The 20,985-nt window shown below is 63.7% G+C and carries 18 protein-coding genes; 12 read left to right on the forward strand and 6 right to left on the reverse strand.

The annotated features are described in order from the left end of the window. Positions 1 to 78: 78 nt before the first annotated feature. Complete coding sequence (gene chrA, locus AC07X9_RS05365) at positions 79 to 1,275, reverse strand: chromate efflux transporter (RefSeq protein WP_086485639.1); 1,197 nt, start codon at positions 1,273 to 1,275, stop codon at positions 79 to 81. A gap of 233 nt (positions 1,276 to 1,508) precedes the next feature. Here chrA and ccmC point away from each other — a divergent pair, with 233 nt between their 5' ends. From ccmC to AC07X9_RS05405, 8 genes are all read left to right on the forward strand, one after another. Then, positions 1,509 to 2,237, forward strand: a complete 729-nt coding sequence (gene ccmC / locus AC07X9_RS05370) for a heme ABC transporter permease CcmC (RefSeq protein WP_017184484.1) — start codon at positions 1,509 to 1,511, stop codon at positions 2,235 to 2,237. Positions 2,238 to 2,241: 4 nt separating this feature from the next. Continuing rightward, positions 2,242 to 2,373 carry a hypothetical protein gene (locus AC07X9_RS05375; RefSeq protein WP_017184483.1) on the forward strand — a complete coding sequence of 44 codons (132 nt, stop codon included), beginning with the start codon at positions 2,242 to 2,244 and terminating at the stop codon, positions 2,371 to 2,373. Further along, entirely contained in the window at positions 2,370 to 2,816 is a 447-nt protein-coding gene (ccmE, locus tag AC07X9_RS05380) for a cytochrome c maturation protein CcmE (RefSeq protein ID WP_017184482.1), read from the forward strand. Before AC07X9_RS05375 ends, ccmE begins: the two co-directional genes overlap by 4 nt. Positions 2,817 to 2,871: 55 nt before the next feature. Then, positions 2,872 to 4,797 (forward strand): heme lyase CcmF/NrfE family subunit, encoded by a 1,926-nt coding sequence (locus tag AC07X9_RS05385; RefSeq protein WP_017184481.1) that lies wholly within the window; start codon positions 2,872 to 2,874, stop codon positions 4,795 to 4,797. Next, positions 4,794 to 5,321 (forward strand): redoxin family protein, encoded by a 528-nt coding sequence (locus AC07X9_RS05390; protein WP_017184480.1) that lies wholly within the window; start codon positions 4,794 to 4,796, stop codon positions 5,319 to 5,321. The genes AC07X9_RS05385 and AC07X9_RS05390 overlap by 4 nt, the downstream gene beginning before the upstream one ends. Beyond that, a complete protein-coding gene (locus tag AC07X9_RS05395; RefSeq protein ID WP_017184479.1) occupies positions 5,318 to 5,725 on the forward strand; it encodes a cytochrome c-type biogenesis protein in 408 nt (135 codons plus the stop codon). The genes AC07X9_RS05390 and AC07X9_RS05395 overlap by 4 nt, the downstream gene beginning before the upstream one ends. Beyond that, entirely contained in the window at positions 5,722 to 6,363 is a 642-nt protein-coding gene (locus AC07X9_RS05400; RefSeq protein ID WP_017184478.1) for a tetratricopeptide repeat protein, read from the forward strand. Before AC07X9_RS05395 ends, AC07X9_RS05400 begins: the two co-directional genes overlap by 4 nt. A gap of 129 nt (positions 6,364 to 6,492) precedes the next feature. Continuing rightward, positions 6,493 to 8,424 (forward strand): potassium transporter Kup, encoded by a 1,932-nt coding sequence (locus AC07X9_RS05405; protein WP_017184477.1) that lies wholly within the window; start codon positions 6,493 to 6,495, stop codon positions 8,422 to 8,424. A 41-nt stretch (positions 8,425 to 8,465) separates the two neighbouring features. Here the strand turns inward: AC07X9_RS05405 and AC07X9_RS05410 are convergent, their stop codons facing one another. Further along, the gene (locus tag AC07X9_RS05410; protein WP_019052074.1) at positions 8,466 to 8,939 is read right to left on the reverse strand and encodes an Hsp20 family protein; all 474 of its coding nucleotides are present in this window, start codon (positions 8,937 to 8,939) and stop codon (positions 8,466 to 8,468) included. Between the two features lie 522 nt (positions 8,940 to 9,461). Here AC07X9_RS05410 and AC07X9_RS05415 point away from each other — a divergent pair. From AC07X9_RS05415 to dnaE, 3 genes are all read left to right on the forward strand, one after another. Further along, positions 9,462 to 10,712 carry a lipoprotein-releasing ABC transporter permease subunit gene (locus tag AC07X9_RS05415; RefSeq protein WP_017184475.1) on the forward strand — a complete coding sequence of 417 codons (1,251 nt, stop codon included), beginning with the start codon at positions 9,462 to 9,464 and terminating at the stop codon, positions 10,710 to 10,712. After that, the gene (locus AC07X9_RS05420) at positions 10,705 to 11,376 is read left to right on the forward strand and encodes an ABC transporter ATP-binding protein (protein WP_017184474.1); all 672 of its coding nucleotides are present in this window, start codon (positions 10,705 to 10,707) and stop codon (positions 11,374 to 11,376) included. The genes AC07X9_RS05415 and AC07X9_RS05420 overlap by 8 nt, the downstream gene beginning before the upstream one ends. A gap of 75 nt (positions 11,377 to 11,451) precedes the next feature. Continuing rightward, positions 11,452 to 14,985 carry a DNA polymerase III subunit alpha gene (dnaE, locus tag AC07X9_RS05425; protein WP_017184473.1) on the forward strand — a complete coding sequence of 1,178 codons (3,534 nt, stop codon included), beginning with the start codon at positions 11,452 to 11,454 and terminating at the stop codon, positions 14,983 to 14,985. Between the two features lie 3 nt (positions 14,986 to 14,988). On the opposite strand, the gene AC07X9_RS05430 is transcribed toward dnaE, so the two are convergent. From AC07X9_RS05430 to AC07X9_RS05445, 4 genes are all read right to left on the reverse strand, one after another. Beyond that, on the reverse strand, positions 14,989 to 16,050 hold the full coding sequence (locus AC07X9_RS05430; protein WP_017184472.1) for a PA0069 family radical SAM protein: 1,062 nt from the start codon (positions 16,048 to 16,050) through the stop codon (positions 14,989 to 14,991). Positions 16,051 to 16,137: 87 nt separating this feature from the next. After that, complete coding sequence (gene moaB / locus AC07X9_RS05435) at positions 16,138 to 16,665, reverse strand: molybdenum cofactor biosynthesis protein B (RefSeq protein ID WP_017184471.1); 528 nt, start codon at positions 16,663 to 16,665, stop codon at positions 16,138 to 16,140. Further along, on the reverse strand, positions 16,665 to 18,458 hold the full coding sequence (locus tag AC07X9_RS05440) for a lytic transglycosylase domain-containing protein (RefSeq protein ID WP_017184470.1): 1,794 nt from the start codon (positions 18,456 to 18,458) through the stop codon (positions 16,665 to 16,667). Before AC07X9_RS05440 ends, moaB begins: the two co-directional genes overlap by 1 nt. Then, a complete protein-coding gene (locus tag AC07X9_RS05445) occupies positions 18,455 to 19,186 on the reverse strand; it encodes a uracil-DNA glycosylase family protein (protein ID WP_026002638.1) in 732 nt (243 codons plus the stop codon). Before AC07X9_RS05445 ends, AC07X9_RS05440 begins: the two co-directional genes overlap by 4 nt. Before the next feature lie 129 nt (positions 19,187 to 19,315). Between AC07X9_RS05445 and AC07X9_RS05450 the strand changes: the two genes are divergently transcribed. Beyond that, positions 19,316 to 20,968: an electron transfer flavoprotein-ubiquinone oxidoreductase gene (locus AC07X9_RS05450; protein ID WP_017184468.1), complete on the forward strand. Its 1,653-nt coding sequence runs from the start codon at positions 19,316 to 19,318 to the stop codon at positions 20,966 to 20,968. Positions 20,969 to 20,985: the final 17 nt, after the last annotated feature.

The raw sequence follows: 20,985 nt of genomic DNA on the forward strand, positions 1-20,985 counted from the left end.
CTCCTGTAACAAAAAAGCGTGCCGGGCCGTTCCTTTACCCACCCCGGTGGGGCGAAACGGCCTGGCCGGGCGTTGCCATCAGAGCGAAATCAGCCAGCCAGCCGCCGCTCCGCCAGCCAATATGGCGGGCGTCACCCAGGCCCCTTTGACCCGCCAGGCGACCGCCAGGGCAAGTGCGAATAGCACCGCAACGATCAGCATATTGTCCACGCGCGCAGCCGTCGCCAGCGCCAGTTGGGCAAAGGTCGCCGCGATGATTCCCACCACCACCGCCGCCACGCCGGTCAGCAGCCGATGCAATGTCGGATGGGCGACCACCGCCTCCAACCGCTCGAAGAAGAGCATCGAGAAGGCAAAGGCTGGCAGGAACATGCCCGCCGTCACGGCGAGCGCGCCCAGCGGCCCGCCCGCGACATAGCCCACAAAGGTCGCGAAGATCACCAGCGGCGCAGGCAGCACCCCTGCCAGAGCTATCCCGTCCAGAAAGGCAGAATCGCTGATCCACCCGCGCCCGACCGTGTCGGCACGCACATAGGGGATCGCCGTATAGGCGCCGCCAAAGGTCAGCAGTCCGCCTTTCAGCCCGGCAATGAACAGCATCGCCAGCGTCGCTGGCGCGTGGGTGACGATCGGCCCGGCCGCACCCGTAGTTCCCACGAAATACTGCACGATCATCACGCCCACTATCGGCACCAGCAGCACCAGCACCGCCACAACGGACCGCTCCGCCGCCGCATAGGCCAGTCCCCCGGTCAGCAGGATGATCCAGAATGGCACCGCCATCAGCGTCGCGATCAGCGCCACCACGGCTATGCCCGCCAGCAAACGGTCCTCGATAATATGCTGGCCGATCCGCACCACCGCGCGCGCAATCACCGCCAGCACGACGATCTGCACGCCGAGCAGCACACCGGTCAGCCCGACATGCCCGGCGATCCAGCCGATATACAGCCAGCCCGCAATCATCATCAGCGCCAGACCCGGCAGCATGAATCCCAGCCCTGCCAGCAATCCGCCGATGCGTCCGCGCGCCATCATGCCCAAATGGACGCACAGTTCATGCGCTTCGGGTCCGGGCAACACCTGCAACACCGCCAGCAACCGGTTGAAGCGTGCAGGCGCGATCCAGCGCTCTTCCTCGACCAGCGCCTGGCGCACCATCGCAATCTGCGCAACCGGCCCGCCAAAGGCGAGCGCGCCAAAACGTAGGAATTTGAGGAACAAGGCGACCAGACTGATCGGCGGCGGTCGGGTGGTATCCATCGGGTCGGTCATATAAGCGCTCCTGACGCCGCAGGCACGGCGAAGGGAACGGACTTGGACGTACCCCGTCTGACCGGGCGTCCGTGTTGGCCCGATGCGCCAAGCTATCGGCGAAGGCAGCAAGCGATGTCAATATCGTCCCGGCACCGGCCACATCCAATCTCACCTCTCCTTCCATCGGCCCGTCCATCGGCAAAAAGCCCTACTGGCCATGCCGTCCCCGCACGGCTAAAGACGCAGCCCTGATGCATCGTTTCGCCAATCCTGCCCGCTTTCTAAAGATCGCCCGTCCGCTCACCGGCTGGCTGTTCTGGACCGGCCTTGCTCTGCTGCTGGCGGGCTGCGCCTGCGGCCTGTTTGTGACGCCAGCCGACTATCTTCAGGGGCAGACGGTGCGAATCCTCTACATCCATGTGCCCCCCGCCTGGCTGGGGATGGCCGGTTGGACCGGCATCGCTGTGGCGGCGCTGATGCAGCTGGTCTGGCGGCATCCACTTGCCGCCGTTGCCGGTCGCGCCATCGCCGCGCCGGGTGCTCTGTTCACTGCCATCTGTCTTGCCACCGGATCGATATGGGGGCGTCCGACCTGGGGAACATGGTGGGAATGGGATGGGCGCATGACATCGATGCTGGTCCTGCTATTCCTCTACCTCGGCTATATCGCGCTGGCCAACGCCAGCGCGCGCCAGGGGGCGGGGCAGGGCGGTGTCAGCAACGTGACCGCCATCTTCGGGCTGGTCGGCGCGATCAACATCCCGATCATCAACCGCTCCGTCGTCTGGTGGAACAGCCTGCACCAGGGACCGTCCATCACCCTGCGCGGCTCCAGCATCGACATGGCCTTGCTGTGGCCGCTGGGCCTGACGGTGCTGGGCTTTTCCCTCTGGTTCGGCGCAATCGTGCTGATGCGGATGCGCGCGATACTGGCACAGAATAAGGTCGAGGCGCGCATGCAGCGCCTTGCGAGAGGATAGCCCCATGCACCAATGGATCTTCGTCGCCGCTGCCTATGCGGTGACCCTGCTGGGAACAGCGGTGGTCAGCCTGATGAGCTGGCGCGCGATGCAGCGCGCAGAGGCGCAGGCCGAAACGCTGGCGGGCCGGTCATGAAGGCCAAGCATCAACGCCTCATCCTCGCGCTCGTTGCGCTGGTCGCGCTGGTCGGCGCGGGCCTGCTGGCGGCGTCCGCGCTTAAGGATGAAGCCGCCTATTTCTACGCGCCGGGCGATGTGAAGGCCAAGGGTGTCGAACCGGGCAAGGCGATTCGCCTGGGCGGCATGGTCGTGAAAGGCAGCCTGAAACGCGCGCCCGATGGCGTCACCATGTCCTTCGACGTCACGGACGGCAATGCCACCGTCCCTGCGACATTCAGCGGCATCGCGCCTGACCTGTTCAAGGAAGGCAGCGGCGTCGTCGCCGAAGGATCGTTCGACGACAAGGGCACTTTCATCGCCACCAACCTGCTCGCCAAGCATGACGAACGCTATATGCCCCGCGAACTGGAAGGCATGAGCTACAATGAAACCACCCATGAATTGCAGGTGGAAAAGTGAGAATGCGCCACACCGCGGATCATGACGGAACGCCCATGATCAGGGGGCAGGCCGCATGATCGCCGAAACCGGTCTCGCCGCGCTCTGGCTCGCCGCGTCCCTTGCGCTGCTTCAGCTTGTCCTGGCCCTCGTTGGCCTTAAGGGCGACAAGCCCGACCTGCTCGCAGCCGTCCGTCCTGCCGCCGTGGCGCAGGGTGTCCTGACCGCGATCGCCTTTGCGCTGCTGATCACCCTGTTCATGCGCTCGGATATGTCGGTGCTGCTTGTCGCCACCAACAGCCATTCGGCCAAGCCCTGGCTCTACAAATTTGCCGGGACATGGGGCAACCATGAAGGCTCGATGCTGCTCTGGGTCACGGTCATGGGCGTGGCGGGGGCGGCGGTTGCCCTGTTCGAGCGCGCGTTGCGGCGCGACACCCACATGGCGACCCTGGGCGGCCAGGCGGCGATCAGCCTCGGCTTTTATGCCTTCCTGCTTTTCTCATCCAATCCCTTCGCCCGGATTTCGCCAGCGCCAGCGGACGGGCAGGGGCTTAACCCCCTGCTGCAAGACCCCGGCCTCGCCTTCCATCCGCCCACGCTCTATCTGGGCTATGTCGGCCTCTCCGTCGCCTTTTCCTTCGCCGTCGGCGCGCTGCTGACGCGGCAGGTCGACGCCGCTTTTGCCCGCGCCATGCGGCCATGGGTGCTGGGCGCGTGGATATTGCTGACGCTGGGCATCACGGCGGGCAGCTATTGGGCCTATTATGAGCTTGGCTGGGGCGGCTGGTGGTTCTGGGACCCGGTCGAAAACGCCTCGCTCATGCCCTGGCTCGCTGCGACGGCCTTGCTCCACAGCGTGACCGTGCTGGCGACGCGCGACGCACTGCGCGCCTGGACGGTGATGCTGGCAGTCGTTGCCTTCTCCATGTCGATGGTCGGCACCTTCCTCGTACGATCGGGCATCCTTACCAGTGTCCATGCCTTCGCCGTGGACCCGGAACGGGGCAGTTTCATCCTCGGCCTGCTCGCCCTTTATATCGGCGGCGCGCTGGCCCTGTTCGGCTGGCGCATCGGCGCTGTCCGCGAAGGCGCGCCCTTTGAACTGGTCAGCCGCGAAACCCTGCTGGTCGTCAACAATCTGCTGCTAACCGTCATATTGGGGCTGGTCCTGATCGGCACCCTCTATCCGCTGATGACCGAAGCGTTCGGCCACAAAGTCTCCGTCGGCGCCCCTTATTTCGACCGGATCGCCGGCCCCATCGCGCTGGCGCTGATGATCGCCATGGCTGTCGGCCCGTTGGTCCGCTGGCGGCGCGACCAGGCAAAGGCTGTTAGCAAACGTTTGCTGGGCCCACTTTGCATTGCGTTGCTATTGTTCAGCTTGGTGTCGGTTTTGGCCTGGGGCCGCATCGGCATCCTGCCTTTCCTTGGCCTCGTCGTCGCCGGATCGGTCGGCGTCGCCAGCCTCGCGCCCTTGTGGAAACGCAATCTGCGCCGCACGCCGCTCTTCACCTATGGCATGGTCATCGCCCATCTGGGCTGCGCCGTCAGCCTGGGCGGCATGGCCAGCGATTCCGCCTTCACCGTTGAAAAGCTGGTCGCCGCCCGTCCCGGTGACACGATCGAAACGGCTGGCTGGCAGATTCGCCTGCTTCAGATCCAGCCCCTTGCCGGCGACAACTGGACCGCGCTCCAAGCCGATATGGACGTCAGCCGGAACGGCGCGCCGGTCACCATTCATCCCCAGTCCCGCTTCTTCGCCTCTCCGCCGACCACCACCAGCGAAGCTGCGCTGCTCACCCGTTGGGACGGCCAGCTTTACGTCGTGCTGGGCGAAGAGGTGGAGGGCGGCCGGTGGCAGCTGCGCATCTGGTGGAAGCCCTTTGTCACGCTGATCTGGCTTGGCGGCATCATGATAGCGCTGGGCGGCGCGCTGGCGCTGCTCGGCCGGGAGCGTCGCGGCTGGCTGATGAAATGGCGGACGAGGGCGGCGGCATGAGGAAATGGCTCATCTGGCTCCCGCTCGTCCTGTTCCTGGGCTTCATCGCCCTGTTCGCCAGCGGCCTGTTCCAGCCTGACGATCGCATCATCCACTCCCGCCTCGTGGGTCAGCCGCTCCCGGCCTTCAACCTGCCTGCCGCCGCCAGCGATCGGCCGCCGCTCGCGAGCGGCCAGCTTGCCGCCGGACAGCCGCGCCTGCTCAACATTTTCGCCAGCTGGTGTGTCCCCTGCGCGGCCGAAGCGCCCCAACTCGAAGCGTTGCGGGCAGCAGGCGTGCAGATCGACGCCATCGCCATCCGCGACGCCCGCGCCGATGTCGACGCTTTCCTCCAGCGCAACGGCAACCCCTATGCCCGCATCGGCCTGGACGCGCGCAGCGAAGTCCAGATCGCGCTGGGTTCGTCGGGTGTTCCCGAAACCTTCGTCATCGATGGCAAGGGCCGCATCGCCTATCAGCATATCGGCGAGATCCGCGCCGACGATGTGCCGATGATCCTCGACCGGCTGAGGAGCGCGCAATGAAGTATCTGGTCCTGCTCTTCGCGCTGATCGCCGCGCCGCTGGCCGCGCAGACCGCGCTCCCGCCCGCGCCCTATGCCAATCAGCAGATCGCCGACCCGGCGCTGGAGCGCAAAGCCAAGGCGCTGATGGAGACCATCCGCTGCCTGACCTGCCAGAGCCAGTCGATCGCCGACAGCAATGCCAGCATGGCGGGCGACATGCGGTCCCAGATCCGCGAACGCATCATGGCGGGCGAACAGCCCGAAGCGATCCGCGCCTGGCTGATCACCCGCTATGGCGACTGGGTGAGCTATGAACCCACAGCCGCGCCGATCCTCTGGCCGCTCTGGGCCGCGCCACTGGTGTTGCTGGGACTGGGCCTCCTCCTCCTGCGTGGCCGAATCAAGCGAAAGGGACGGGCATGACCGGATGGTTCCTGGCCTTCGGGCTGGCCGCCCTGGCCTTCGTCGCGATGCTGCTGGTAGGTCGCATCCCGCGATCGGCGCGCGAAATCACGGCCGCCGCGCTGTTGCTTGGTCTGGCGGGCTATGCCTGGCAGGGCAATCCCGGCCTTGCCGGCGCGCCGCGAACGGTCAAACAGATTGACGCGCCCTTTGACGAGAAGCTGGCTGAGCAAAGGCGCGGCCTGGCGGAACGTTATGGTCCCGCCGGGCAATGGCTGGTCATGTCCGATGGCCTGGGGCGTCAGGGCAAGACGAAGGAATCGGCCAATATCCTGCTTGCAGGACTGCGCCAGACGCCCAATGATCCCAACCTCTGGCTTGGTCTTGGCAACGCACTGGTCGCCCACGCCGATGGCGTCGTGTCACCGGGCGCGGACTTTGCGTATCGGCGCGCCCTTGCGCTCGACCCGGACGGGCTGGCGCCCCGCTATTTCTACGGTCTTGCGCTTGCCCGCAATGGCCAGTTGCAGGCGGCGCGCGACCTTTGGGCGCCACTCGCCGCAGCCACGCCGCCGGGCAGTGCGATCAGGACGGAACTGGACGCCAATATCGCGCGTATCGACTCGCTGCTGTCCGGTAATGGGCCGGTCAGCCCATGATCACCCCTCAGGCCGCATTGCGCGGCCTTGGGAGCCGTGATAGGGCGCGGCGGTTTGTGGGGTGGCGGCATTTCCCTGATTGCCCTTGGACAGGTGTCGAACAGAGCATGACAATTCGGCTTTTCCTTCGTGGCTGATCTTCTTCCCAATACCGCGCCATCGTCCCCTGCGGACGATCATGACGGCGGCCACGGCCATTCCCGGCAAAAAGCGACGGTCAAACTCGTCGTCGGCGCGATCGGCATCGTGTTTGGTGACATCGGCACCAGCCCGCTCTACGCTTTCCGCGAAACCTTTGCCGGGCATCACCATCTCGATCTCGACCCCGACCATATATTGGGCGTCATCAGCCTGATGTTCTGGTCGATGATGCTGGTGGTGACGCTAAAATATGTCAGCATCATCATGCGCGCGGACAATAAGGGCGAAGGCGGCAGCCTGGCCCTGCTGGCGCTGATCAATGGCCAGACCAAGACGCAGCGCTGGTCGCGCGGCATCGTGCTGCTGGGCGTATTTGCGACAGCGCTCTTCTATGGCGACTCGATGATCACCCCGGCCGTGTCCGTGCTTTCGGCGGTGGAAGGGCTTGCGGTTTACAACCCCGCACTGGCGCCCGCCGTCCTGCCGGTCGTCATCCTGATCCTGCTTGGTCTGTTCTGGATACAGGGGCTTGGCACCAACAAGGTCGCCGCGCTGTTCGGCCCGATCATGCTGCTCTATTTCGTGTCGATCGGAAGCCTTGGCATCCTCTCCATCATCAAGACGCCCGGCATCCTGTTCGCCTTCAACCCCTATTGGGCGGTGATGTTTTTCGTCACCGATCCTCTGCCCGCCTTCCTCGCACTGGGATCGGTCGTTCTCGCGGTGACCGGTGCCGAAGCGCTCTATGCCGATATGGGGCATTTCGGTCGCAACCCGATCCGCGTCTCCTGGCTGGCCTTCGTCCTGCCCGCCCTGATGCTCAACTATATGGGGCAGGGCGCGCTGCTGTTCCGCGAAGGCGCCGCCGCGCTGCACAGCCCCTTCTACAATCTCGCGCCGCAATGGGGACAGTTGCCGCTGATCGTACTGGCTACCATGGCCGCGATCATCGCGTCGCAGGCTGTCATTTCGGGCGCGTTCTCCGTCACGCAGCAGGCGATCCAGCTGGGCTTCATGCCCCGCCTGCGCATCGCCCACACCAGCGCCGCAACCGCAGGCCAGATCTACATCCCGCTCGTCAATTGGGGCTTGATGGTCATGGTCATCCTGCTGGTCCTGACCTTCAAGACATCGTCCAACCTGACTGCGGCCTATGGCATCGCGGTCACAGGCGCGATGTTCATAGACAATGTGCTGCTGACAGTGGTGCTCTATCGCCTGTGGCAATGGAAATGGTATTATGCCGCGCCGGTGCTTGCGGTGTTCTACATCGTCGATGGCGCCTATCTTGCCGCCAACCTGACCAAGGTGCCGGACGGCGGCTGGTTCCCGCTGCTGATCGGCTTCATCATCTTCACGTTGCTGACCACCTGGTCGCGCGGTCGGCGGCTGGTGCAGGATCGCTTGCGTGAAGCGGCCATGCCGATCCCGGTATTCGTCGCCTCCGCCGCCAACAGCGCGGTCCGCGTTCCCGGCACCGCGGTATTCATGACGTCGACACCCGACGGTGTGCCCCATGCGCTGCTGCATAATCTGAAGCATAACAAGGTGCTGCACGAACGCGTGATCCTGCTGACGGTGAAGATCCGTGACGTACCGGTCGTGGAGGATGACGGCCGCTGCAAGCTTGAGGATCTGGGCCGGGGCTTCTTCCGCATGGTGCTGCAATATGGCTTCATGCAGGAACCCGATGTCCCCGCCGCGCTCAAGAATGTCGCGGGATGCGGTCAGGCGTTCAAGATGATGGACACCAGCTTCTTCCTGGCACGACAGACGCTGCTGCCGTCGTCCAAGCCCGGCATGCCGCTGTGGCGGGAAAAAATCTTCGCCTGGATGCTGCGCAACGCGGAAAGCGCGATGGAATTCTTCCGTCTTCCGACCAATCGGGTGGTCGAACTGGGCAGTCAGGTCGAGATATAAAAAGGGCGCAGCCCCAATCAGGCTGCGCCCCGACGTGCCTATCAGGCCGCGTCGCGATCCTTCGCGGTGATTTCCACAAGCTGACCGCCATTGATGGCAATCTTCTTGGGCTTCATCGCTTCGGGTACTTCGCGCAACAGGTCGATCACCAGCAGGCCATCGGCCAGGTCCGCCTTTTCCACGCGCACGAAATCGGCCAGTTCGAACCGCCGCTCGAAGCTGCGATTGGCGATGCCGACATGCAGGAATTTGGACCGGTCGGCTGGTGAGCCTTCATCCTTGCGACCGACAACCTGAAGCAGATTCTGCTGCGCGGTGATGTCGATCTCTTCAGGACGGAAGCCTGCAACGGCCAGCGTCACGCGATAGCGATCTTCCGATAGCCGTTCGATGTTGAAGGGCGGATAATTGTCGCCCTGGCTCAAACGCGCATTATTTTCGATCAGGTCGAACAGGCGGTCGAACCCAACGGTCGAGCGGCGATAGGGGGTCAGGTCAAAGTTACGCATCGTCATAATCTCCCAAAGAGCAAAATGAACCTGCCGAACCCGAAACCGGCGTTCGGCAATACCATGTCTGGCCCCATGCGGCGGCCAGACGCGCTTGATATGGTTCGGGCTTTTCGGCTTTCAAGGGGATGTGGCAGCCAGCATTTCGAGCGCCAGCGCGTGCGGGGTTGGACAGTTTGTCCTATCGTCAGGGAACAACAATTGGCGCAGACAAAAAAGCGCCCGGATCGCGGTTTCACGATCCGGGCGCTTAATGGACGATTGCTCGTCTCCCCCTTGGTCTGCCTCGACCGCTTCTCAGCCCCCTAAGCTCGAAACGGGATGCAGTATCCCTGAACCACGGCCTTTTACCTGTGCTTCGGCTATCTTGCTATGACTGCTGAGGGGCGGAGTCACGGGCAAAATCGGCTGCGTGTGATTTTGCGCCTATGCCTGTGGCTGTGATGCAACAATCTGGCAATGCTTGCCGTTGTGCCATGCTATGCCTAGACGATCAGCCTGTTCCTTCGCAAAGGCCGACCGCGCCACATGATTCTATCCCGTTACGAACGCATGATCGCCAAACGCTACCTGTTGCCGGGGAAGGGGGAGGGCTTCATCTTCCTCGTCGCCGGGATCAGCCTGGTCGCCGTCATGCTTGGTGTCGCTGCGCTCATCATCGTCATGAGCGTCATGAACGGCTTTCGCGCCGAACTGTTCGACAAGATTGTCGGCCTCAACGGCCATGCCGTGGTGCAAGGCTATGGCGGCCGTCTGCCGGACTGGCGAGCCGTTCTGGCAGAAGCCAAGGCGACACCGGGCGTCACCAGCGCGACGCCGATGATCGAACAGCCCTTGCTGGCTACCTTCAACGGACGGGCGGAAGCCGTGTTGGTGCGGGGCATGACCGTGGCCGACATCCGCGCCAACAAGACGCTGAAGGGCAAGGTGATCGCTGGCAGTCTGGACAGTCTGACGCCCAATAGCGGCAAGATCGGGATCGGATCGCGCCTGGCCGAAAACATGGGGATCCAGCTGGGCGACAGTCTGACCGTGATCAACCCGGCGGGCCGCTCCACCCCGTTCGGCACGGTGCCGCGGCAGGTCGCCTATCAGGTCGCCGCCATTTTCGAGGTCGGCATCTATGATTATGACAAGGCCTTCATCGTCATGCCGATGGAGGATGCGCAGACCTTGCTCCTGCTGGGCGATGTCGTTGGCATGATCGAGGTTGAAACGGTCAATCCCGACAAGGTCGGCCAGATATTGGAACCGCTGGCAGGTAAGGTTGCAGGCCGCGCCGTCATCACCGACTGGCGGCAGATGAACGCATCGCTGTTCGAGGCGCTGGCCGTCGAGCGGGTCGCGATGTTCGTCGTGCTATCGATCATCGTGCTGGTCGCGGTGTTCAATATCTTGTCCTCGCTGATCATGCTGGTGCGTGCCAAGACGCGCGACATCGCGATTTTGCGCACGATGGGGGCGAGCCGGGCCGGGTTGGTGCGCATATTCATGACGGTGGGCGTCACCATCGGCACGCTGGGCATGGTGGCGGGGCTGATCCTTGGCTTTACCTTCCTTTTCTTCCGCCAGAATGTCGTCAACGCGATCCAGTTCGTGACAGGGCAAAATCTCTGGGATCCCTCGATCCGCTTCCTGACCGAATTGCCCTCGCAAGCCGATCCCGTAGAGATCGCCACGATCTGCATCATGGCCTTGCTGTTCAGCTTCCTCGCGACGCTCTATCCGGCCTTTAAGGCCGCCAATACCGATCCTGTGCAGGTTCTCCGCTATGAATGACATTTTGAAAGTCGTAGGGCTAACCCGCAGCTTTACCCAGGGTGGCGAGACGATCCATGTCCTGCGCGGTGTCGACCTGACCGTGGGACCGGGCGAGATTGTCGCGCTGCTGGGGCCATCGGGCTCCGGCAAATCCACCCTGCTCCAGGCGGTTGGCCTGCTGGAGGGCGGCTTTGACGGGTCGATCCGCATTGATGGCGAAGAAGCGGCGAAGCTCGATAATGACGGCCGCACCCGGTTGCGCCGCGACGCATTGGGCTTCGTCTACCAGTTCCACCATCTGTTGCCCGATTTCAACGCGACCGAAAATGTCATCCTGCCCCAGGTCATCCGCGATACCGAGATGGAGGCCGCGCGCACCCGTGCGGAATCCTTGCTGACGTCGCTGGGTCTTGGCCATCGGCTGGACCACCGACCCAGCCAATTGTCAGGCGGCGAGCAACAGCGCGTTGCCGTCGCCCGTGCGCTCGCCAACCGGCCTGCGCTGGTGCTGGCGGACGAACCGACCGGCAATCTGGATGAGCGGACCGCCGACATCGTTCTGGCTGAATTTCTGCGGCTGGTGCGTGAGGAGGGATCGGCAGCCTTGGTCGCGACCCATAATGAACGGCTTGCCGCCCGGATGGATCGCGTTGTCCGGCTGCACGAAGGGGTCTTGCAGTAAGGCAGCCCAATCTTACCCACAGACTTTTCTTCCGCAGGGCTGGTCACCAAGCTGGCCTTCTGGATAGAGTGCCCTATGCCCCACGCCGCTTTCGTCCCGCTTCGCATATTCTCCTCCTACACCATGCTGGAAGGGGCGATCGATCCCAAGAAGATCGCCAAGCAGGCGCGGGCGCTCGGCTTCCCCGCCGCCGCCATCACGGATCGCAACGGCCTTTATGGCTCGATGGCCTTTTCCGACGCATGCAAGAGCGAGGGCGTCCAGCCGCTGATCGGCGCGATGCTGGGCGTGTTGCGGCCGGGGCGTCCCGCCAATGCGTCGCCGGTCCATGACTGGCTGGCGCTCTATGCGCAGGATGAGACGGGCTATGACAATCTGTGCGCGCTGGTCTCCATGGCGCATCTCGACCGGCCGCTGGAGGAAGTGCCGCATGTCGACCTGAACGTGCTGGAGGGGCGGACCGACGGCCTGATCGCGCTGACCGCGGGCGGCGAAGGCGCGCTGGCCCGCCTGTTTGCGGAGGATCAGCCCGAAGCCGCGCTTGCCTATGCAGAGCGGCTGGAAACACTCTTTCCCGACCGTCTCTATATCGAAATCTGTCGTCGGCTCGATCCCATAGAGGGAAAGGCGGAGCCTGACCTGCTGGATCTCGCCTATGCCCGCAACCTGCCGCTGGTAGCAACCAACCCGACCTGCTTTACCGAACCGCATTTCCATGCCGCGCACGACGTCATGCTCTGCATCGCCGACAGCGCCTATGTCGACATGCCCGACCGGCGGACCAGTTCGCCTGACGCCTGGATGAAACCGGCCGCCGAAATGCGCCGCCTGTTCGACGATCTGCCTGAAGCGCTGGCCAACACGCTGGTCATCGCCCAGCGCTGCGCCGTCGCCGCGCCCAAGCGCAAGCCGATCCTGCCGAGCCTGGCCGGTGATATCGAGGGCGAGGCGCGGATGCTGCGCGATCTGGCCAGTGCTGGCCTTGACGCCCGGCTTGCGAAGCTCGGCATCATCGACGATGCCGCACGTCAGCCCTATCTCGACCGGCTGAAGTTCGAAACCGACATCATCATCCAGATGGGCTTCCCCGGCTATTTCCTGATCGTTGCCGACTTTATCAAATGGGCCAAGGATCATGACATTCCGGTGGGGCCGGGACGTGGTTCGGGCGCAGGGTCGGTGGTTGCCTGGGCGCTGCTGATCACCGATCTTGATCCGCTGCAACTTGGCCTGCTGTTCGAACGCTTCCTGAACCCCGAACGTGTGTCGATGCCCGACTTCGACATTGATTTTTGCGAAACGCGGCGCGGTGAAGTCATCCGCTACGTCCAACAGAAATATGGCGTCGATCATGTCGCGCAGATCATCACCTTCGGAAAGCTCAAGGCCCGCGCGGTCCTCAAGGATACCGGGCGCGTTCTTCAGATGAGCTATGGTCAGGTCGACCGGCTTGCCAAGCTGGTGCCCAATCATCCGACAGACCCCTGGACGCTGGAACGTTCGCTCAACGGCGTGGCGGAGTTTCGCGCGGAATATGACAATGATGGCCAGGTCAAACGGCTGATCGACTATGCAATGAAGCTGGAGGGCTTTCCGCGCCATAGCTCCACCCATGCCGCAGGCGTGGTGATCGGCGACCGGCCGTTGCAGCAGTTGGTGCCGCTCTACCGTGATCCCCGATCCGACATGCCTGTCACCCAGTTCGACATGAAATATGTCGAAGGGGCCGGCCTTGTGAAGTTCGACTTTCTGGGCCTCAAGACCCTGTCGGTGCTGCAAAAGGCGGTGCAGTTGCTGGCGGCACGCGGCGTTACGGTGGAGCTTGATACGCTCAGCTGGGATGACAGCGCCGTTTATGATCTGCTCCAGCGGGGCGACACGGTGGGCGTGTTCCAGCTGGAATCGGAAGGGATGCGCAAGACGCTGGCCGCCGTGCGTCCTACCAATTTCGGCGACATCATCGCGCTCGTGTCGCTCTATCGGCCCGGTCCGATGGACAATATCCCCATGTTCGGGCGCCGCAAGAACGGGCAGGAGGAGATTGAATATCCCCATATCCTGCTGAAACCGATCCTCGAAGAGACCTATGGCATCTTCGTCTATCAGGAACAGGTGATGCAGGCCGCGCAGATATTGGCCGGTTACAGTCTGGGCGACGCAGACTTGCTGCGCCGCGCGATGGGCAAGAAGGTGAAGGCGGAGATGGACGCGCAGCGTTCGCGCTTCGTCGAGGGCTGCGCCGCCAGCGACATCAAGCCGGCCAAGGCGAACGAACTGTTCGATTTGATCGACAAATTCGCGGGCTATGGCTTCAACAAGTCGCACGCTGCCGCCTATGCCTTGCTCGCCTATCAGACGGCGTGGCTGAAGGCGCATTATCCGGCGGAATTTTATGCCGGGTCGATGGCGTTCGATATTCATCTGACCGACAAGCTGACCATATTCGTGGACGATATGCGGCGCATGGGGCTGACCTGTCTGCCGCCTGACATCAACCGCAGTCAGGCGGACTTTTCGGTCGAGCCGATCGCGCATGAGGGCGATGATCCGCGGCTGGGCTATGCCGTGCGCTATGCGCTGGGTGGCCTGAAGGGTGTGGGCGAGAAGGCGATGGACCAGCTGGTTGCGGAACGCGACGCTGGCGGTCCGTTCAAGAGCCTGGACGATATTGCCGATCGGATCGAACCGCGATTGCTCAACCGGCGGCAGTTGGAAAGCCTGGCGGCGGCGGGAGCGTTTGACGCGATCCATGCCGACCGGGCCGGCGTCCATGCGGCGGCGGAAACGATATTGAGCGTCGCGTCGAGCGCGGCGCAGGCGCGCGAAAGCGGGCAGGGCGGGTTGTTCGGCGATGTCGAAACGCCCCATGCCGATGTCCGCATCCCGCCGCATCAGGCCTGGTCGGTGGCTGATCGCATGGCGCAGGAGAAGGAGGCGTTCGGCTTTTATTTTTCCGCCCACCCTGTCGATCGTTTCCGCCATCTGGCCGATGCCCGCGGTGCCAAAAGCTATGGCGCGATCTGCGCCGAGCCATTGGCGGGGGAAGCGCGCGCTACTGGCGTCATGGCGGCAATGGTCGAGGATGTACGCTGGCGCGAGACCAAGCGTGGGGCGCGTTATGCCAATGCGACCTTCTCCGACAGTAGTGGGCAGTTTCAGGCCAGCTGTTTCGAGGAGGACGCCTGCAAGGCGATCGAGGAACTGGCGCGCGATGGCGATTGCGCGCTGCTATATGTCGAACTGGACCGTTTGCCGGGTGAGGAAACGCCGCGTGTAACGGTGCGCAAGATCGAGCCATTCAAGCTGATCGCCAGCGCGTCGCGCATGGAACTGGTGGTGGATACGACCGATCCGGTAGCGGTCGAGGCTCTGGCGGCGCTGATGGCGCAGAGCCGGGGTGGGCGGAGCGAATTGTTCCTGCGAACATCGGCCGGGAACGGGCAGGCTGTGCGCCTGTTTCTGGGCGATGATTTTCTGCTGGGTGCCGATCAGGTCGACGCCATGTCGGTGATCCCCAATCTGACGATCCACCGCTTCGAGCGGATGGAGCCGACCCAGGACGGCTACCGGACCCGCAACCGGCGGGCGGGAATGCGGCTGGTCGGCTGAGCATCACAGCAGCCGCATCTGCGCGCCTTCGGGCGGGCGGAACAGGTCGGTGCGCAGGGTCAGACGTTCGGCCCCCAGCCCGGCGCGCTTGCGGGCCTTGACGAAGCGGGTGCGGATGAGGTCGGCCCATACGCCTTGCCCCCGCATCCGACTGCCAAACTTGGGGTCATTGTCCCGCCCGCCCCGCAATTCGCGAATGATCGTCATGACCCGCGCCGCGCGATCGGGATAATGGGCGTCGAGCCAGGCGCGGAACAAAGGCGCGACTTCATGGGGCAGGCGAACGGGAATATAGGTGACTTCGCGCGCGCCCGCTGCGGAGACGCGGGCGACGATCGTCTCGATCTCATGATCGGTGATAGCCGGGATGATCGGCGATAGGCTGGCGTATACCGGCACGCCAGCATCCGCCAGTTGCCGGATTGCCTCCACCCGGCGCAGGGGATGGGGCGCGCGCGGTTCGAGCGTGCGGGCGATCACTGGGTCGAGCGTCGTCACCGATATGGCGACCGACACGAGCCTGTCGCGCGCCATGGCGGCGAGCAGATCGATATCGCGCAGGATGCGGTCGGACTTGGTCGTGATGAATATGGGGTGGCGGCATTCCGCCAGCAATTTCAGGATCGATCGGGTGATCCGCCAATCCTTTTCGATCGGCTGATAGGGATCGGTATTGGTGCCCAAAGCGATGGGCATGACGGTGTAATTTTTCTTCGACAGTTCGGCGCGGAGCAAGTCTGCTGCGTCCGGCTTGGCGAATAGCCGGGTTTCAAAATCCAGTCCCGGCGACAGGTCATGGTAGGCGTGGGTCGGGCGCGCGAAGCAATAGATGCATCCATGCTCACAGCCGCGATAGGCGTTGATCGACTGGTCGAAGCCAATATCGGGCGAATTGTTGCGGGTGATGATCGTGCGGGGATGTTCGACCGTGACCTGCGTTCGGGTTCGGGTGACGGGCCCGTCTATATCCTCCACCGCATCGAGCCAGTCGCCATCGGTTTCACGTTGGGGCAGGGAAAAACGCGCACTTTGCGTGTTGAATGTTGCGCCTCTTCCTTTCTCCATTCCCATGACCGAACGAGAACATAAAAGGAACAAAATGTCAATCGGAAGTTCGTAAAGCCAGCCCATACACCATATGGCAAGTCCGGGTCAGCGCTCGGTCAGGCGGGGCATCAGTTCGACAAAGTTGCAGGGGCGAAAGCGGCTGTCCAGTTGGGTTACCAATATGCCGTCCCATGCATCGCGCACCGCGCCGGTCGAACCGGGGAGCGCGAAAATATAGGTGCCGCGCGCGACGCAGGCGGTGGCGCGGGACTGGATCGTGGAGGTGCCGATCGTCTGGTAGCTGAGCCAGCGGAACAGTTCGCCAAAGCCCGGAATTTCCTTGTCCTGCACCTGGGCCAGTGCTTCGGGCGTGACATCGCGCCCGGTGACGCCGGTGCCGCCGGTGGTCAGGATGACGTCTATGTCGGGATCATCGATCCAGGCGTGAAGTCTGGCGACGATGGCGGACTTGTCGTCCCGCTCGATATAGCGGGCGGCCAAGACATGCCCCGCGCCTTCCAATCGTTCGACCAGCGTGTCGCCGGAGCGGTCGTCCGCCGCGCTGCGGGTGTCGGATATGGTCAACACGGCAATGCGGACGGGGATGAAGTCCCGGCTTTCGTCAATCGGCATCAGTCGGACCCGCCACCCATCGACGCGGCCGGACGGGTGCGGCCATCGGCATGGCTCAGGCGGACAAGTTTCACGCCCTTGGCGTTGGGGAAGGTCGGCCACATGCCCTGCGCCATCCCGGTCAGGCAATCGGCGGTACCCTTGGCCTGGATCTGGTACATCCAATAGTTGCGCATGACGATGTTCACATAGGCGCGGGTTTCATAATAGGGCAGCGATTCCATGAACAGCAATGGATCGCCCTTGTCATTGACCTGCGAGTTCCAGCGCTCCACCGGCAGCGGCCCGGCATTATAGGCGGCCATGACCTTGGGCAGCAGCCCGCCCGTCGCGCTCATGTCGCGCAATGCTTCCAGATAGCGCTGGCCAAACTCCATGTTGGTCGACGGGACGAACAGTTGCGCGGCGGAAGAAAGGCCCATGTCGCTGCCCGTGCCGGGGCGCACCTGCATGAGGCCGCGCGCGCCAGCGCTGCTGACGACGTCGGACCGGAAGCCCGATTCCTGCAATGTGTGCGCGTAGATCAGCGAGGGATCGACGCGCCAGCCGCCATCGGGGCGCCAGTCGGGCGCGGGGAAACGGGCAAAGCTGGCCGGTTGCTTGCCCGCCGGGCCATTATGGGCGAGCCACAATTGGGTCGCGGGCAGATTGAGCGCGTTGGCGAGGCGGAGCAGCGCATCATATTGGCCAGTGCCGCCAATCTTTGCCTGAAAGCGCAGCAATTCGTCGGCGCGGGCGCTATCGCCGATCGCGGCGAGCGCAATGGCCGCGCGGGCGTTGGGGCTGTCCTTCAGCGCCAGCCATTCGGCCTGACCGAAGCGGGTTGCGACCGGCGGAGCGCCCAGCGGCATCCCCAATGATTCACGCGCCAGCAGGCCGTAGAAGGTTTCATCCGACCGGGCGGCGAGCTTCAGATAGTTCGCGACCTTTTCCGCTTCGCCGCAGACCATATAGGCGCGCGATGCCCAATAGGCACCAGCCGCGCGCATGTCGTCATTGGTCGCGAAGGCGGCGACATTGGCAAAGGCCGGGGCAGCGGCGCGGCAGTCATTCTGACGCCATGCGGCAAGGCCGGCGGTCCAGTGCGCCTGCACCGTCCAGTCGCCCCCAGTGCGGGTTTCGAGCGCGCGGGCGGCCATGCGGCGGGCATTGGCATCGTCATTTTCGATATAATAGGCCCAGGCGACGCGCTGGCGCACTTCCGTCAGCCCTTCTGGCGTCAGACCCGCTTCGCCGGTGGTCAGCAGCGCTTCGGCCCCGGCCGGATCGTCGACCTTGATGAAGGACTGTATCTGGCCGGAAAGCGCGACCGCCAGTGCATCCGTCTTGGTCGACACCACATATTCGCGGCGGGGCGCGGAACCCAGCCACACCATTTTCTGCACCTGTGGCAGGGTGGGCAGGATGGTTGCGCCGCGCTTTTCGGCGAGGCGGGAAAGCTGTTCAGCCTTGGGCAGCCAGGCCGCCTTGTTGATGAGGTCGAGCAGGTCGAACAGTTCGACCCGTGGCGATCCCTTGGCCAGATAGAGTTCGGACAGGGCGAGCGGGCGGACGGCGTCCTGCGCATCGAGCGCGTTGATCAGCGTCCGGGCTTCGTTCCACTGCTGCGCCTGCAACGCTGTAAAGATGGCGCGGTAGCTGGCTTTGGCGCCATCGCCAATCTGGAGCGGGGAGGCGGGCGTGACGGCGATCGCGGGCGAGATCGGGGCAGTTTCGGCGCGGGCGGGCAGCGTTGCAGCCAGGCCCAGCGCGATCAGGGCAAGGCTGGATATTTGGGTCGCGGCACGAATCACGGGTGAACTTCCTCGATCAGGCTTTGCAGGGCGCGCCAACATTGCGCTTTCGCCGCAGGCTGGGTCAGCAGCAGGCGGGGATGAAATGTGGCGATGGCAGGCACAATGCCGCCTTCATGGTTAAAGTCGCGTAAACCATCCGGGGCCGCGGCGGCATCCGTCGGAAGCAGCGCACGGATCGTCCGATCGCCCAGCAGCAGCAGGCGGCGGGGGCGGGCGAGGGCGACATGGGCGCGCATCCGGTCGGCCACGGCGGCAAGATCGGCCGCCTCCACCATGCCGCCGGGCGGACGGGCGGTGAAGAGCGAGGCGAGATGGATGGCGGAGCGGTCCAGCCCGATGGCGCGCAGCATCGCGTCGAACAACATGCCCGCGCGATCGGCCAGCAACTGACCCGCCGCCATGTCCGCCGGATCGGGCAAATCAGTCACGACCATCAGCGGGGCGGCTTCGCCCCCCGTCGGCAAAATGGGCGCGCCGGGCCAGCGTCGTTCGGGCTGGGCCGGATCATTTGCCAGCCAATCACGGAACGAATCGAGGTTTTGGGGTTTCTGTTCAGGAGGCGCAGACGCAGGAACCGCGCGAATCGCGCCCTTCGCATCGGGCGCGGTGACGGGACGCAGCCAGTTAACCGGCGATTCGCCGACTGCGCCATCCACGCCCGCGAGCGTCCACCACGCCATATAGGCGTTAGCTGCCGCCGCTTCATCCTGCAATAAACCCCGCATCAAGAACATCTTGGGCCAGAGGTTGACGAGGGGGTCAAGATTCTTCATCGCCTTGGATGGTAAAGTGTTGGAGTAATAAGGCGACCGGATGGACGGGGTGCAGCCCGCCGGTGGCTCAATGGAGGGTTTATGAGCGAACGGGAATCGATGCCCTATGATGTGGTCATCGTCGGTGGGGGACCGGCGGGGCTGTCAGCCGCGATCCGGCTGAAGCAACTGGCCAATGACGCGGGGCAGGAACTGGGCGTATGCGTGCTGGAAAAGGGGTCGGAAATCGGCGCCCATATCCTGTCGGGCGCGGTAATCGACCCCAGGGCGCTGGACGAATTGCTGCCGCAATGGCGCGAGATGGGCTGTTCGCTTGCTGAAACGCCGGTCACCGACAATCAGCACTGGTTCCTGACCAAGACCGGCAAGATGGCGATGCCGCACATCATGACGCCGGGGTGGATGCACAACAAGGGCACCTATACCGGGTCGTTGGGCAATCTGTGCCGCTGGCTGGCGGAGCAGGCCGAGGGGCTGGGCGTCGAGATTTTCCCCGGCTTTGCCGCGGCCGAGATCCTATACCATGAGGATGGCAGCGTAAAGGGCGTGGCCACAGGCGACATGGGTGTTGACCGGGAAGGCAATCATAAGGGCGACTATCAGCCCGGTCTGGAGCTGCACGCGAAATATACCTTCTTTGCCGAAGGCGCGCGCGGGCACCTGACCAAGATATTGAAGCGGCAATTCGCGCTGGACGCGGAATGCGAGCCGCAGGTCTATGGCATCGGCATGAAGGAATTGTGGGATATTGATCCCGCCATGCATCAGCCGGGCCTGGTGATCCATTCGCAGGGCTGGCCGCTGACCGACGCCTATGGTGGTGGCTTCCTCTATCATCAGGCCAATGGCCAGGTGGCGCTGGGCTTCGTGGTCGGGCTGGGCTACCGCAACCCGCACCTCTACCCGTTCGAGGAGTTCCAGCGCTGGAAGCAGCACCCGGAAATCCGCAAATATCTGGAAGGCGGACGGCGCGTTTCCTATGGCGCGCGGGCGATCAACGAAGGCGGCTGGCAGTCGGTCCCCAAGCTCGTATTCCCCGGCGGCGCGCTGATCGGCTGTTCGGCGGGCTTTGTGAACGTGCCGCGCATCAAGGGCACGCACACAGCGATGAAATCGGGCATGCTGGCGGCCGAGGCTGCCTTTGCCGCGGTGCAGAGCCAGCGCGGCAGCGACGTTCTGACCGACTATGAGGATGTGCTGCGCTCCAGCTGGATCGCGGACGAGCTGAAGCTGGTCAAGAATGCCGAACCGCTGCTGAGCAAATTTGGCGGCACGATCGGCACGATGCTGGCGGGCATCGACATGTGGATGCGTACGCTCAAGATCGGCCTGCCCTTCACGATGAAGCATAAGCCGGACAATGAGAAAATCTGGCCCAAGGATGCCTGCGCCAAGATCGATTATCCCAAGCCCGACGGCGTGATCAGCTTCGATCGCCTGTCTTCGGTGTTCCTGAGCAACACCAATCATGAAGAGGACCAGCCGGTTCATTTGCAGCTGAAGGATCCAGCGATCCCCATCAGCTACAATCTGCCCCTTTATGACGAGCCGGCGCAGCGTTATTGTCCCGCAGGCGTATATGAAGTGGTTGGCGAGGAAGAGGGCAATCCCCGGTTCCAGATCAACGCGCAGAATTGCGTGCATTGCAAGACGTGCGACATCAAAGACCCGACCCAGAATATCAACTGGGTCGTCCCCGAAGGTGGTGGAGGACCAAACTATCCCAATATGTAAGCGCCTGATCCCGTTCC

The organism is Sphingobium sp. GW456-12-10-14-TSB1 (assembly GCF_059424385.1).

Excerpts from the sequence above, each read along its gene's own strand:
- chrA (WP_086485639.1), bottom strand. The coding sequence starts at position 1,275 with ATGACCGACCCGATGGATACCACCCGACCGCCGCCGATCAGTCTGGTC.
- ccmC (WP_017184484.1), top strand. The coding sequence starts at position 1,509 with ATGCATCGTTTCGCCAATCCTGCCCGCTTTCTAAAGATCGCCCGTCCG.
- AC07X9_RS05375 (WP_017184483.1), top strand. The coding sequence starts at position 2,242 with ATGCACCAATGGATCTTCGTCGCCGCTGCCTATGCGGTGACCCTGCTG.
- ccmE (WP_017184482.1), top strand. The coding sequence starts at position 2,370 with ATGAAGGCCAAGCATCAACGCCTCATCCTCGCGCTCGTTGCGCTGGTC.
- AC07X9_RS05385 (WP_017184481.1), top strand. The coding sequence starts at position 2,872 with ATGATCGCCGAAACCGGTCTCGCCGCGCTCTGGCTCGCCGCGTCCCTT.
- AC07X9_RS05390 (WP_017184480.1), top strand. The coding sequence starts at position 4,794 with ATGAGGAAATGGCTCATCTGGCTCCCGCTCGTCCTGTTCCTGGGCTTC.
- AC07X9_RS05395 (WP_017184479.1), top strand. The coding sequence starts at position 5,318 with ATGAAGTATCTGGTCCTGCTCTTCGCGCTGATCGCCGCGCCGCTGGCC.
- AC07X9_RS05400 (WP_017184478.1), top strand. The coding sequence starts at position 5,722 with ATGACCGGATGGTTCCTGGCCTTCGGGCTGGCCGCCCTGGCCTTCGTC.
- AC07X9_RS05410 (WP_019052074.1), bottom strand. The coding sequence starts at position 8,939 with ATGACGATGCGTAACTTTGACCTGACCCCCTATCGCCGCTCGACCGTT.
- AC07X9_RS05415 (WP_017184475.1), top strand. The coding sequence starts at position 9,462 with ATGATTCTATCCCGTTACGAACGCATGATCGCCAAACGCTACCTGTTG.
- AC07X9_RS05420 (WP_017184474.1), top strand. The coding sequence starts at position 10,705 with ATGAATGACATTTTGAAAGTCGTAGGGCTAACCCGCAGCTTTACCCAG.
- dnaE (WP_017184473.1), top strand. The coding sequence starts at position 11,452 with ATGCCCCACGCCGCTTTCGTCCCGCTTCGCATATTCTCCTCCTACACC.
- AC07X9_RS05430 (WP_017184472.1), bottom strand. The coding sequence starts at position 16,050 with ATGGAGAAAGGAAGAGGCGCAACATTCAACACGCAAAGTGCGCGTTTT.
- moaB (WP_017184471.1), bottom strand. The coding sequence starts at position 16,665 with ATGCCGATTGACGAAAGCCGGGACTTCATCCCCGTCCGCATTGCCGTG.
- AC07X9_RS05445 (WP_026002638.1), bottom strand. The coding sequence starts at position 19,186 with ATGCGGGGTTTATTGCAGGATGAAGCGGCGGCAGCTAACGCCTATATG.
- AC07X9_RS05450 (WP_017184468.1), top strand. The coding sequence starts at position 19,316 with ATGAGCGAACGGGAATCGATGCCCTATGATGTGGTCATCGTCGGTGGG.